Below are 12389 nucleotides of genomic sequence, written 5' to 3' on the forward strand. Positions count from 1 at the left end.
TGGGAATTGGGGGGTCCACCGGAGTATCGCAAGCCAATTTACTTCTGTTCGGAAGTATGAACCACCCGTGTGACTGTTCTCACACGGGTGTTTTGTTTTGCGAAACACCCTGTGTCAAACGCGCCAAAGCCTTTGTCACCACCTGTGGATCGGATGTTTCCCAATAGGGCGGCAGTGACGCTCGCAAATATCCGCCATAGCGCGCGGTCGCCAGCCGTGAATCCAGAATGGCGATTACACCGCGATCATCCACGCTGCGCAGCAGTCGCCCGGTGCCCTGTGCGAGCAGCAGTGCCGCGTGATTGGCGGCGACCGAGAGAAATCCATTGCCGCCCCGCGATTCCACCGCGCGCTGGCGGGCGATCAACAGCGGATCATCCGGGCGCGGGAACGGAATGCGGTCCAGGATAACCAGACTCAGCGACGGGCCCGGCACGTCCACGCCCTGCCACAGCGAAAGTGTGCCGAACAGCGAGGTTTCCGGATCGTCGGCGAATTTCTTCACCAGTGCGCCGGTGGCGTCATCGCCCTGGCACAGCACCGGGGTGTCCAGGCGCTCGCGCAGAATCTCGGTGGCCGCCTTGGCCGCTCGCATGGAGGAGAACAGGCCCAGGGTGCGGCCGTTGGCGGCGGTGATGAGCCGTTCGATCTCGTCCAGATAGGCGGTGGGCAGGCCGTCCCGGCCGGGGGCGGGCAAATGCTTTGCCACATAGAGGATTCCGGATTTCGCGTGATCGAAAGGGGAACCCACATCCACCGAATTCCAGCGCAGTTTCGCTGCGTCGGAAGGGGTTTCCTTACCGCTGGCCAATGCCGGATCAACCTGGGCCGACGATTTGGGCGGCAGGCCCCAGGTGACCGCCAGATTGTCGAACGAGCCGCCGATCTGAAGCGTCGCCGAGGTCAAAACCACTGTGGCGGTGCCGAACAGCTGGCTGCGCAGCAGTCCGCCCACCGAGAGCGGGGCCATATGCAGGGTGCGGCGCGGGACACCGCGCATCTCGTCCACCGAGAGCCAGATGACATCGCGGTGCGCGGCGGGATCGGGTTCCTCGTAGGTGGTGAGCACGCGCACCGCGGCATCGTGCACCTCCTCGATGGCGGCCAGCGCCTGATTGCGCAGCGCCGCGCCCTCGGGATCGGCCTGTGCGCTGTTCGCGCCCTGCGGTGCGAGCGCGGTGCGGGCATTCCACGCCGCATCGCGGATCAACGCCAAAACCGGTGCGGCGCCGTCGGGTAGGCGATCCCAGCGGCCGGGATTCAATTCGTCGAGCAGGGTGTGCCAGGCTTCTGCCGCGCCTTCGAGTCGATCCACTTCCTGCTCGTCGATGAGCTTGGTGCAGCGCTTGGCGGCGGCGCTGATCGCGGCGGTGGACAGCTCCGCGGTCGCCACACCGGTGACCCGATCCACGAGTTCGTGCGCCTCGTCGATGACGACCACATCATGTTCGGGCAGCACCTGGATGCCGCTGATGGCATCGATGGCCAGCAGCGCGTGATTGGTGACCACCACATCCGCGGCCCCGGACTCCGCGCGCGCCTTCTCGGCGAAGCAGTCCTGTCCGAAGGAGCAGCGCGACTTCCCAAGGCACTCACGGGAACTCACGCTCACCTGCCGCCACGCCTGATCGCTCACCCCCGGTGTGAGCTCATCCCGATCGCCCTTCTCGGTATCGGACACCCACTCGTGCAGTCGCTGCACCTCGCGCCCCAGTCGCGAGACCGCGAAGGCGTCGAACAACTCCGCCTCGGCGGGCTCGTCCGGAATCGCGCTATTGATCTTGTTCAAGCACAGATAGTTGTTGCGCCCCTTGAGAATCGCGAACTCCGCCACGCGCCCCAGCGGTTCCGCCAGCGCCTGACTCAATCGCGGCAGATCCCGGTCCACCAGCTGTCGCTGCAATGCGATGGTCGCCGTCGACACCACCACGGTCCGCCCGGTCCGCACCGCGTGCCGCAGACTCGGCACCAGATACGCCAGGGACTTTCCGGTGCCCGTACCCGCCTGAACGGCCAGGTGTTCCCCGGTATCGATGGAATGCGCCACCGCCGCGGCCATCGTCTGCTGTCCCTTGCGCTCTTTACCCCCCAGCGCCTCGACAGCAGTGGCCAATAGCTTCGGGACCGGTGGGAGTTCAGGCACGGCGGCCAGGGTACTGCGCGCCGCCGACAACCCGCGCGCAAACCTCGGTGTGCCGGACGATCCGACGCGTGCTAACCGAGTGAGCTACTCACTTCTCCAGCGTGCCCGCGAGGTCCACTCCGGAGGAGCGCAGGGTGTCGAGGGCGGTGCGGACGGTCGCGGGCGTGACGGCGGCCGTGAGCCCGAGCAGGACGCGGGTGTCGAAGCCCGCCGCGCGGGCGTCCAAGGCGGTGGCGCGGACACAGTGATCGGTGGCGATGCCCACCACGTCCACCGCGTCGATGGCGTGCGCGCGCAGCCAGTCCGCGAGGCCGGTGGAACCGTCCGACGCGGTGCCCTCGAAACCGGAGTAGGCGGCGGTGTACGCGCCCTTGGAGAAGACCTCCTGGATCGGCGCGGTATCGAGCGCCGGATGGAACTCCGCCCCCGGTGTGCCGACCCGGCAGTGCGGCGGCCAGGTGTCCACGTAATCCGGATTCTCGGAGAAATGCGCGCCCGGATCGATGTGGAAATCGCGAGTCGCCACCACGGCGGTGTAATCCGAGACCCCCAGGTACCGGGTGATCCGCTCGGCCACCGCCGCTCCGCCCGCGACGGCGAGCGATCCGCCTTCGCAGAAATCGTTCTGTACGTCGACGACGATCAAGGCTCGGCTCATGGCGACCTCCCGTGGATGAACCGCGACGGTTCGATGCTCGTATTGCATTGTGCCGCCCGCTGGTCAGCGTGGTCCACGCGCGGTCGGCGGACGCCATTCTCGACGCTCGAGCCCCTCCTCGCGCGTCGAGACATGGCGGCCGATTCGGTGCCTGCCGGGCCCGGCGACCGGGGTGCGCGCTACGCGGTGATGAAGGTCGTCGGGATGGCGGGTTCGCCCGCGGAGAGTTTGAGGCCCTCCCAGGGGAGGCTGATCAGGCCCTGCGCGACCAGTTCGCGACTCTGCTGGAGGGTGGGCTGGTCGGGGAGGATCTCGCCGTCGCGGACGAGGGGGGTTTGCAGGTCGCGGATCTGGAAGCCGTTGGGCTCGGGATGGGGTGCGGAAGCGGGGTAGACGATTTCCTCCACGACCGTGCCGGTGCTGCGGGACAGGCGCACGGCCTTCTTGGTGCCGCCGCGAGATTCCTTGTGGGAGCTGCGTTTCGCGACCGGGACGCCTTCGACCTCGACGAGTTTGTAGACCATTCCGGCGGTGGGCGCACCGGAGCCGGTGACCAGGGCGGTGCCGACACCGTAGACGTCGACCGGTTCGGCGCGCAGCGAGGCGATGGCGTATTCGTCGAGATCGCCGGACACGACGATCCGGGTCTTCACCGCGCCGAGCGCGTTCAACTGTTCGCGGACCTGGCGGGCCAGCACCCCGAGATCACCGGAATCGATTCGCACGCCACCCAATTCGGGTCCGGCGACCTCGATCGCGGTGGCGACGCCCCGGGTGATGTCGAAGGTATCCACCAGCAGTGTGGTGCCGACGCCGAGCGCGGCGATCTGACTGCGGAACGCGTCGGCCTCGTGTTCACCGTCGGATCCGCTGTGCAGCAGGGTGAACGCGTGCGCACTGGTGCCCGCGCCGGGAACGCCGAAGCTGCGCACGGCTTCCAGATTCGAGGTGGCGTCCAGCCCCGCGAGATACGCGGCCCGCGACGCCGAGGGCGCGGCCAGCTCATGCGTTCGGCGCGAACCCATTTCGATCATGCGCCGCCCGCCCGCGGCGCTCACCATGCGCGCGGCCGCGGCGGCGATGGCGCTGTCGTGGTTGTAGATCGACAGCGCGAGGGTCTCCAGCAGCACGCATTCGGCGAAGGTGCCGCGCACGGTCAGGATGGGGGAGCCGGGGAAGTACAGCTCACCTTCGCGATACCCGTCGATATCCCCGCTGAACCGATAGTCCCGCAACCAGGCCACGGTGTCCGAATCCAGGAACTTCGCGACGATCGCGAGTTCAGGCTCCCCGAAACGGAATTCACGCAGCGCCGCCAGCAGTCGCCCGGTCCCCGCGACCACGCCGTACCGCCTGCCGTGCGGCAATCGCCGGGCGAATACCTCGAACGTGCACCGCCGATGCGCGGATCCGTCCGCCAATGCGGCGGCGAGCATGGTGAGCTCGTACTGATCGGTCAGCAATGCGGTGCTGGTCATCCCGGCGGCGATCGTCACGGGTTCCACTGTAGGCACAGACCGAACGGTCATCCTGGTGACACCGCCCCACGACACGTCGGCGATATAACGCTCGTGGTGGGCGTGTCGTGTGGGCTGTTGTTTCTTCGGGGTCGAGTCGTACCCTGGACGTTATGGGTCTGTGCAGAGAAGACGCTGTCCGGATTGCCGCCCGGACGGGCGGCGTGAGCGGGACGGTATCGGCGGCACAACTGACATCATCGACTTCCCGGGTCGTACTGGGCGCGTCGCAGGCGATGCCCGAGGCGGTCGAGTACACCGAAATCCTCGAGGCCGAGGACCGCCCGTGGGTAACGGTCGTTTGGGACGATCCGGTCAACCTCATGCACTACGTGACGTACATCTTCCAAAAGCTGTTCGGCTATAGCAAAGCCAAGGCAACCGAACTCATGCTCCAGGTGCACAACGAGGGCAAAGCCGCCGTCTCCTCCGGCTCGCGCGACAAGATGGAACACGATGTGCAGCGCCTGCACGCGGCCGGACTATGGGCGACCATGCAGCGTGACCAGTGACCCGGGCGACTACGGTAGGCCCGTGCGGAAGTGGAGCAGGAAGAACTCCCTGGGCGGGCTGAAACTCCGTTCGGAAATGGACGCCCACGAGGCGGAGGTACTGCGCTCGCTGGTGGGCGCGGTGACCGGATTACTCACCGACCGAGCCCGTTCGGCCCCCGAGGACGATCTGGCCGCGCTCACCGGGTTACAGCTGGGCAACTCCACCCCGCCGGATGACCCGCGCCTGGCCCGGCTGCTCCCCGATTTCCATCGCAGCGAGCCCGGTTCCCCCGACGCCGACCGCGCCGACCTGAACAGCGCACTGCGCAGCCTGCACGAACCGGACATCATCGAAACCAAGGTCTCCGCGGGCCTGGTCATTCTGGAAACCCTCCCGCCGCAGGGCGGCAAGGTGGTCATCACCCCGGAGCAGGCCGAGCACTGGCTCACCGCGCTCAATGACGTCCGCCTGGCCCTGGGCACCGCGCTCGATATCAGCGCCGATATGCCCGATCAGTTGGACGAGGACGATCCGCGCGCCCCGAGCCTGGACGTCTATCACTGGCTCACCTGGATGCAGGACTCCCTGCTGCAAGCGCTCATGCCGTAATCGCGCCCCCGCCACTTCGGAGGTACACATCGTGAACAACAGTGCGGGACCGAACAATTCGATCACCGATGTGACGGGTGTCCTGGTGGGGCATGAACATCGCGTCGATTCGAACGCCACCCTCGGCACCGGCGCGGCCACCGGCTGCACCGTACTGCGCGTCCCCGGCGGCGCGACCGCGTCGGTGGATGTGCGCGGCGGCGGACCGGGCACCCGGGAAACCGATCTGCTCGATCCCGGCAATACCGTGCGCCAGGTGAATGCCGTATTGCTCACCGGCGGAAGCGCTTACGGCCTCGCCGCCGCCGACGGCGTGATGCGCTGGCTGGAGGAGCACCACGAGGGCATTCCGATGGATCCGGCCGATCCGTCCCGCGTGGTGCCGATCGTGCCCGGCGCGGTGATCTTCGATCTGCCGGTGGGCGCGTGGGATATTCGGCCCGACGCCGATTTCGGTTTCCTCGCAACGGACGCCGCCGCAACGGATTTCGCCCGCGGTTCGGTGGGCGCGGGCGCGGGTGCGCGCGCCGGCTCCATCAAGGGCGGCGTCGGCACCGCTTCGGTCCGCTTCACCGACGGCCCGGCGGCCGGAATCACGGTGGGCGCGTTGATCGTCGCGAATCCGGTCGGCTCGGTCTTCGATCCGCGCACCGGATTGCCGTGGGGCGCGGGCACGGACGGCCCGGACCATTTCGGCCTGCGTCCGGTCGCGCCGGACAAACTCGCCGCCGCCAACGCGCTGCCCGTGAAGAGCACCGTCCTGAACACCACCATCGGCGTGGTGGCCACCGATGCGGCCCTGGACCCCTCGGCCTGCCGCCGCCTGGCCACCACCGCCCACGACGGTCTGGCCCGGGCCATCCGCCCCGCGCATTCGCCGCTGGACGGTGACACCCTGTTCGCCCTGGCCACGGGTGCGGTCACCCCGGCCCCCGCCTTCCCGCTGCCCCCGGCCTTCCCCGCCGACCTGCTCCTGCTCGACGAGCTCTGTACCGCGGCGGCGGTCTGTGTGGAACGCGCCATAGTCGACGCCATCCTGTCCGCCACCTCGGTAGCCGGAATCCCTTCCTACGCGGAACTTTTCGGCGAATAGCGTGATGCGCACCGGGTGTCGCCGATCACTCGCGCCGCGGCGGGCGCGGGGGTGTGATCCCGGTCGCGGGGAATAGGTGAATATTCTGACCTGTTGAGGGCAGCGGTAAAGGGAAGGATTCGAACTGTGCTGGTGATCAGGGCCGATCTCGTGGAGGCGATGGTCGCGCACGCGCGCGCCGATCACCCGGACGAAGCCTGCGGTGTCATCGCCGGTCCCGAGGGTTCGGATCGCCCGGAGCGTTTCGTAGCCATGCTGAACGCCGAACGCTCGCCCACCTTCTACCGCTTCGATTCCGGTGAGCAATTGCGCGTCTGGCGCGCGATGGACGATGCCGATGAGGAGCCGGTGGTCATCTACCACTCGCACACCGCCACCGAGGCGTACCCGAGCCGCACCGATATCTCGTACGCGTCCGAGCCGAACGCGCATTACGTGTTGATCTCCACCCGCGACGCCGACGCGCACGAGTTGCGCAGCTACCGCATCCTCGATGGCGTGGTCACCGAGGAGCCGGTCGAGATCGTCCCCGCCTACTCCGGCACCGGGTCGGATACCGAATCCGCCGACGCCTGAACATCTTCCGCCGGAAACAGCAAGGAGCCCCCCATGCCGGTCACCGTCTCCATCCCCACCATCATGCGCACCCTCACCGGCGGTGAGAAGCGCGTACAGGCCGAGGGCGCGACCCTGGCCGAACTCATCGACAACCTGGAGGCCAACCACACCGGCCTCAAGGAGCGACTGCTCAAGGACGGCAAGCTCAACCGCTACGTGAACATCTACGTCGACGACGAGGATGTGCGCTTCACCGGTGGTCTGGCGGCCGAGGTGCCCGAGGGCGGCACCGTCACCATCCTCCCGGCGGTCGCCGGCGGTTCCCGCTAACCGTGGCGCGCTACGAGTCGCTGATCGCGACGCTCGGCGATACGCCCCTGGTCGGCCTGAAGAATCTGTCCCCGCGCTGGGACGGCGAGAACCATGTGCGCCTGTGGGCCAAACTCGAGGACCGCAATCCGACGGGTTCGATCAAGGATCGCCCGGCGCTGCGCATGATCGAACAGGCCGAGGCCGAGGGCAAGCTCACCCCGGGCTGCACGATCCTGGAGCCCACCAGCGGCAATACCGGTATCTCGCTGGCGATGGCCGCGAAACTCAAGGGCTACCAACTGGTCTGCGTCATGCCGGAGAACACCTCGGTGGAGCGCCGTCAGCTGCTCACCATGTTCGGTGCGCGCATCATCGACTCGCCCGCCGCGGGCGGCTCCAATCAGGCTGTGGCGCTGGCCAAGCAGATCGCCGCCGAACATCCGGACTGGGTCATGCTCTACCAGTACGGCAATCCGGCGAACGCGCTCGCGCACTACGAGACCACCGGCCCGGAGATCCTGGCCGACCTGCCCGAGATCACGCATTTCGTGGCGGGCCTGGGCACCACCGGCACCCTGATGGGCACCGGCCGCTTCCTGCGCGAGAAGGTCCCGTCCATCGAGATCGTCGCCGCCGAACCGCGCTACGGCGAACTCGTCTACGGCCTGCGCAATATCGACGAGGGCTTCATTCCGGAGCTGTACGACGCCTCGGTGCTGACCTCCCGCTTCTCGGTCGGCCCCTACGACGCGGTCCGCCGCACCCGCGAACTGGTCCTGGAAGAGGGCATTTTCGCGGGCATCTCCACCGGCGCGATCCTGCACGCCGCCCTGGGCGTGGCCAAGAAGGCCGAAAAGGCGGGCGTCACAGCCGACATCGCCTTCGTGGTGGCCGACGGCGGCTGGAAATACCTCTCGACCGGGGCCTACGACGGCACCCTGGAAGAGGCCGAGGACCGCCTCGAAGGTCAGCTCTGGGCCTGAGCACGGTCGGCGGCGGTACGCTCGGGGCAGAGCTTGGCCTAGGAGGTACCGGCTATGGGCGGCAGCGGCGTCGGCGCGTCATTCGATCCGGATCGGATCGCGCGACTGCGGGGGCAATTGACGAATCCCGGCGTCGCACAGCGCGGGGGCGGCGCGCTGAAGCTGCTGTGGCAGCGGGCGATTGCGATCATTCTCGCGGTTACCGCCTTCCTCTACGGGGTAGAAGGCGTCGACACCGTCACCGGTCATCACCTCGACGAGGCGGGCGGTGTGAAGCCCCGCCAACTCGACGGTTTGGACGGGATTCTGTTCGCCCCTGTGCTGCATGCCAATTGGCCGCATCTGCTCGGTAATACGGTTCCGGTATTAGTGCTGGGTCTGCTGACCCTGCTGACGGGTATCGGCCGGGGCCTCGCGGCGACCGCCATCATCTGGGTGATCGCGGGGACCGGCACCTGGCTGATCGGCCAAAGCCACTCCGTTCACGTCGGCGCGTCGGTGCTCGTGTTCGGCTGGCTCACCTATCTGATCTCGCGCGGTGTGTTCGCCCGCAATGTGGTGCAGATCGCCATTGGCCTGGTGGTGGGGTTGCTGTATGGCTCGATTCTGTGGGGTGTACTGCCCGGACAGCCCGGAATCTCTTGGCAAGGGCATCTTTTCGGGGCGGTGGGTGGACTGGTTGCGGGGTGGGTACTCTCAGCGGATGAACGTCGTCATCGTCGCGGGGCCAACGCCGGCCGACTCGTGTCGTAAGGGTGACGGTGGACCCGGTCGGCGATTTGGGGGATCCCTCCTTGAGTGAGACAGCAGCGTGGCAGCATGGGGGAATGCGCCTCACCGTGATCGGGTGCTCGGGCAGCGTGTCCGGCCCGGATTCCCCGGCGTCGGGATACCTGCTCACCGGCCCGGATATGACTCCCACCGTCATCGATTTCGGTCCCGGCGTGCTGGGCGCGTTGCAGCGCTATCTGGATCCGGGCGAGGTGGATATCTTCCTCACCCATCTGCATGCCGATCACTGCCTGGATCTGCCCGGGCTGCTGGTGTGGCGGCGCTACCATCCGAATCCGCCGACGGGTAAGGCCATCGTGTACGGGCCGTCGGATACCTCGCTGCGCATCGGCAACGCGTCCGCGGAGATCGGCGGCGAGACCGATGACTGGTCCGATGTGATCGATATGCGGCAGTGGTCGGTGGGGGAGCCGATCCCGTTCGGTCCCGGCCACACCGTCGAGGCGCGCCGCATGTATCACCCGCCGGAGTCCTACGGCCTGCGCATCAAGACCGCCGCCGGGCGCACCTTCGTCTACACCGGCGATACCGCCATCTGCCCCGAGGTCTACGACCTGGCGCGCGGTGCGGACGTACTGCTCGCCGAGGCGTCCTGGACGCACGATCCGGCGAACCGGCCCCCGGGCATCCACCTCTCGGGCACCGAGGCGGGCATGATCGCCGCCGAGGCGGGCGTCGGTGAACTACTGCTCACCCATATTCCGCCGTGGACCTCGCGCGAAGATGTGATCGCCGAGGCGAAGGCCGTTTTCAGCGGTCCGGTGCACGCGGTGTCGCCGGGCGAGACCTTCGACATCTGACGCTCCCGATCCCACCATTCGCCGACATGTCCGCGACCCGTATGGGCCGCGGACATGTTCGTTCCGTGCACTATTAGGCTGGGCCCGTGTCTAAACGAGCCGATGGCAGGGCGGATGACGAACTCCGCGAGGTAAAGATCACCCGTGGGTTCACCACGCATCCGGCGGGATCGGTGCTGGTGGAATTCGGCGGGACGCGCGTCATGTGCACCGCGAGCGTCACCGACGGGGTGCCGCCGTGGCGTCGCGATTCCGGATTGGGCTGGCTGACCGCCGAATACGCGATGCTGCCCGCCGCCACGCACACCCGTTCCGGGCGTGAGTCGGTCAAGGGCAAGGTCGGCGGCCGCACCCAGGAGATCTCCCGTTTGATCGGGCGTTCATTGCGGGCCTGCATCGATCTGTCCACCATCGGCGAGAACACCATCGCGGTCGACTGCGATGTGCTGCAGGCCGACGGCGGCACCCGCACCGCCGCGATCACCGGTGCGTATGTGGCGCTTTCGGATGCCGTCACCTATCTGGCCGCGGCCGGGCAGCTGACCGATCCGCAGCCCATCTCCTGCGCCATCGCCGCGGTGAGCGTCGGCGTGGTGGACGGCCGTGTGCGCCTTGACCTTCCGTACGAGGAGGATTCGCGCGCCGAGGTCGATATGAACGTGGTCGCCACCGATACCGGCACCCTGGTCGAGATCCAGGGCACCGGTGAGGGCGCGACGTTCCCGCGCTCCACCCTGGACAAGATGCTGGACTCCGCGCTCGCGGGCTGCGAGCGCATCTTCCAGGTGCAGAAGGAAGCGCTCGCACTGCCGTATCCGGGCGTGCTCCCGGAGCCGTCCGAGGGGAAGAAGAAGTCCTGATGTCCCGCCGCGTCCTGGTCGCCAGCCGAAATGCCAAGAAGCTCAACGAATTGCGCCGCATCCTCGATGAGGCCGGTATCGCGGGCGTCGAAATCGTGGGCCTGAACGACGTTCCGGAATACGAGGAGGCCCCCGAAACCGGCGCGACCTTCGAGGAGAATGCCCTCGCCAAGGCTCGTGACGGTTTCGCCGCCACCGGATTGCCCTGTGTCGCAGACGATTCCGGTATCGCGGTGGACGCGCTGAACGGTATGCCCGGTGTGCTCTCGGCACGCTGGTCCGGTACGCACGGCAATGACGAGGCCAACAACACCCTGCTGCTGGCCCAGCTCGGCGATGTCCCGGACGAGCGCCGCGGCGCGAGCTTCGTCTCGTCCTGCGCCCTGGTCGCGGACGGCGTCGAAGAGGTCGTGCGCGGTGAATGGCCGGGCGTCATCTCCCGGAATCCGGTGGGCGACGGCGGTTTCGGCTACGACCCGCTCTTCGTTCCGGAGGGCGGCACCGTCTCCGCGGCGCAGCTCACCCCGGCCGAGAAGGACGCGGCCTCCCATCGCGGCCGCGCCCTGCGTCAACTGCTCCCGGCCCTGAAAGCCTTGGCCGCCAACTGAATTGCCCGTGAAATCCCGGCAACTCCAGCACAGCGAACGCGCCCCCATCCATCGGATGGGGGCGCGTTCGTCGTGTGTGCGGCTCAGAGCCCGAAGGCGGCCTTGACCTCTTTGGTGCGCATGTGCTCGAACACGAAGGACAGGAACGGAACCGTGCCCGCCAGGCAGGTCAGCGCCGTGGTGACCGGCTTCCACCGTGCCTTGATGCCCAGATCGATGGTCATCACCAGGTACAGCATGTAGAAGATGCCGTGCACCTGACCGACGTAGAACAGCCAGTGCGGGGCGGTGCTGCTGTCGTCCAGCAGCAGGTACTTGTAGATCACCTCGCCGGTGAGCACCAGCAGCCACAGACCGGTGATCCACGCCAGAATCCGGTACCGCAGCAGTGCGCCGCGGATCTTCTCGGGTGCGGCCGCGCCGAGCGGTCGGGGCGCGAGGGTTTCCGCACCGGTCGCGACGGGGGCCTGGGAGTTGTCGCGCGCGGTCACCCGGCGCTCCTTTCGGGGTGGTTGCGCAGCCCGGCGTCCTGGATCTGCTGATCGAGATCGCTGGCGTGCAGTTCGGCCAGGTACCTGTTGTATTCGGCGGTCTGCGGATCATCCTGGGCGGCCGCCTTGGGCCGCTCGGGCAGCAGTCCGGCCGGAATCTCGCGCGGCGCCTGCGGCTTGGGCCGCTTCGGGCGCGGCGCGGCTTCGGCCTCGGAGGACGGTGGCGCGGCCTCGAACTCCGCCTCCAATTCGGCGTCCTTCTCCAGCCGCACGAACCGGAAGTACGCCCACACCACGAACCCCGCGAACAACGGCCACTGCAGTGCGTAACCGAGGTTCTGCGCGGTGCCGGTGCCGGATTCGTAGCGCCCCCACTGCCACCAGCCGAGGCCCAGGCAGGCCACGAATGCCACGACCACGAACACGATCAGGGCCGGACGGCGTTGGGGAGCGGACACGACCTCCACGGT

15 protein-coding genes are annotated in these 12389 nt (G+C 67.6%); 10 read left to right on the forward strand and 5 right to left on the reverse strand.

All coding sequences use genetic code 11. The features are described 5' to 3' along the window. Positions 1 to 79: 79 nt before the first annotated feature. The 3 genes from ACFC4D_RS45410 to ACFC4D_RS45420 form a co-directional block, all read right to left on the reverse strand. On the reverse strand, positions 80 to 2143 hold the full coding sequence (locus ACFC4D_RS45410) for an ATP-dependent DNA helicase (RefSeq protein ID WP_376073070.1): 2064 nt from the start codon (positions 2141 to 2143) through the stop codon (positions 80 to 82). A gap of 88 nt (positions 2144 to 2231) precedes the next feature. Beyond that, the gene (locus ACFC4D_RS45415; protein WP_376073073.1) at positions 2232 to 2801 is read right to left on the reverse strand and encodes an isochorismatase family protein; all 570 of its coding nucleotides are present in this window, start codon (positions 2799 to 2801) and stop codon (positions 2232 to 2234) included. Between the two features lie 179 nt (positions 2802 to 2980). Next, positions 2981 to 4279, reverse strand: a complete 1299-nt coding sequence (locus ACFC4D_RS45420) for a nicotinate phosphoribosyltransferase (RefSeq protein WP_376073157.1) — start codon at positions 4277 to 4279, stop codon at positions 2981 to 2983. A 275-nt stretch (positions 4280 to 4554) separates the two neighbouring features. Here ACFC4D_RS45420 and clpS point away from each other — a divergent pair, with 275 nt between their 5' ends. The 10 genes from clpS (at position 4555) to rdgB (ending at position 11428) form a co-directional block, all read left to right on the forward strand. After that, positions 4555 to 4830: an ATP-dependent Clp protease adapter ClpS gene (clpS, locus tag ACFC4D_RS45425; protein ID WP_375956124.1), complete on the forward strand. Its 276-nt coding sequence runs from the start codon at positions 4555 to 4557 to the stop codon at positions 4828 to 4830. 22 nt (positions 4831 to 4852) lie between these two features. After that, a complete protein-coding gene (locus ACFC4D_RS45430) occupies positions 4853 to 5422 on the forward strand; it encodes a DUF2017 domain-containing protein (protein WP_364628617.1) in 570 nt (189 codons plus the stop codon). A 31-nt stretch (positions 5423 to 5453) separates the two neighbouring features. Beyond that, on the forward strand, positions 5454 to 6515 hold the full coding sequence (locus tag ACFC4D_RS45435) for a P1 family peptidase (RefSeq protein ID WP_376073075.1): 1062 nt from the start codon (positions 5454 to 5456) through the stop codon (positions 6513 to 6515). Between the two features lie 126 nt (positions 6516 to 6641). Further along, positions 6642 to 7091, forward strand: coding sequence for a Mov34/MPN/PAD-1 family protein (locus tag ACFC4D_RS45440; protein ID WP_375955803.1), 450 nt, complete (start codon positions 6642 to 6644; stop codon positions 7089 to 7091). Positions 7092 to 7124: 33 nt separating this feature from the next. Next, a complete protein-coding gene (locus ACFC4D_RS45445; RefSeq protein WP_364628625.1) occupies positions 7125 to 7403 on the forward strand; it encodes a MoaD/ThiS family protein in 279 nt (92 codons plus the stop codon). A gap of 2 nt (positions 7404 to 7405) precedes the next feature. Next, positions 7406 to 8368, forward strand: a complete 963-nt coding sequence (locus ACFC4D_RS45450) for a cysteine synthase (protein WP_364628628.1) — start codon at positions 7406 to 7408, stop codon at positions 8366 to 8368. A gap of 54 nt (positions 8369 to 8422) precedes the next feature. Further along, the gene (locus ACFC4D_RS45455; protein ID WP_376073078.1) at positions 8423 to 9121 is read left to right on the forward strand and encodes a rhomboid family intramembrane serine protease; all 699 of its coding nucleotides are present in this window, start codon (positions 8423 to 8425) and stop codon (positions 9119 to 9121) included. Positions 9122 to 9195: 74 nt separating this feature from the next. Further along, positions 9196 to 9960 (forward strand): cyclic nucleotide-degrading phosphodiesterase, encoded by a 765-nt coding sequence (locus tag ACFC4D_RS45460; protein ID WP_375956121.1) that lies wholly within the window; start codon positions 9196 to 9198, stop codon positions 9958 to 9960. Between the two features lie 86 nt (positions 9961 to 10046). Further along, the gene (gene rph / locus ACFC4D_RS45465; RefSeq protein WP_364628633.1) at positions 10047 to 10820 is read left to right on the forward strand and encodes a ribonuclease PH; all 774 of its coding nucleotides are present in this window, start codon (positions 10047 to 10049) and stop codon (positions 10818 to 10820) included. Then, entirely contained in the window at positions 10820 to 11428 is a 609-nt protein-coding gene (gene rdgB, locus ACFC4D_RS45470) for an RdgB/HAM1 family non-canonical purine NTP pyrophosphatase (RefSeq protein WP_376073081.1), read from the forward strand. The genes rph and rdgB overlap by 1 nt, the downstream gene beginning before the upstream one ends. Positions 11429 to 11511: 83 nt before the next feature. On the opposite strand, the gene ACFC4D_RS45475 is transcribed toward rdgB, so the two are convergent. Then, the gene (locus ACFC4D_RS45475) at positions 11512 to 11919 is read right to left on the reverse strand and encodes a DUF3817 domain-containing protein (RefSeq protein WP_364628639.1); all 408 of its coding nucleotides are present in this window, start codon (positions 11917 to 11919) and stop codon (positions 11512 to 11514) included. Beyond that, positions 11916 to 12377, reverse strand: coding sequence for a transcriptional regulator (locus ACFC4D_RS45480; protein ID WP_376073083.1), 462 nt, complete (start codon positions 12375 to 12377; stop codon positions 11916 to 11918). The genes ACFC4D_RS45475 and ACFC4D_RS45480 overlap by 4 nt, the downstream gene beginning before the upstream one ends. Positions 12378 to 12389: the final 12 nt, after the last annotated feature.

The sequence above is a fragment of the Nocardia sp. NPDC056000 genome (genome assembly GCF_042269265.1).
GTDB lineage: Bacteria > Actinomycetota > Actinomycetes > Mycobacteriales > Mycobacteriaceae > Nocardia.

What these genes read in the sequence shown, in the direction of transcription:
- ACFC4D_RS45415 (WP_376073073.1), bottom strand. Translation starts at nt 2,801, where the DNA reads ATGAGCCGAGCCTTGATCGTCGTCGACGTACAGAACGATTTCTGCGAA.
- rdgB (WP_376073081.1), top strand. Translation starts at nt 10,820, where the DNA reads ATGTCCCGCCGCGTCCTGGTCGCCAGCCGAAATGCCAAGAAGCTCAAC.
- ACFC4D_RS45445 (WP_364628625.1), top strand. Translation starts at nt 7,125, where the DNA reads ATGCCGGTCACCGTCTCCATCCCCACCATCATGCGCACCCTCACCGGC.
- ACFC4D_RS45460 (WP_375956121.1), top strand. Translation starts at nt 9,196, where the DNA reads ATGCGCCTCACCGTGATCGGGTGCTCGGGCAGCGTGTCCGGCCCGGAT.
- ACFC4D_RS45455 (WP_376073078.1), top strand. Translation starts at nt 8,423, where the DNA reads ATGGGCGGCAGCGGCGTCGGCGCGTCATTCGATCCGGATCGGATCGCG.
- ACFC4D_RS45420 (WP_376073157.1), bottom strand. Translation starts at nt 4,279, where the DNA reads ATGACCAGCACCGCATTGCTGACCGATCAGTACGAGCTCACCATGCTC.
- clpS (WP_375956124.1), top strand. Translation starts at nt 4,555, where the DNA reads ATGCCCGAGGCGGTCGAGTACACCGAAATCCTCGAGGCCGAGGACCGC.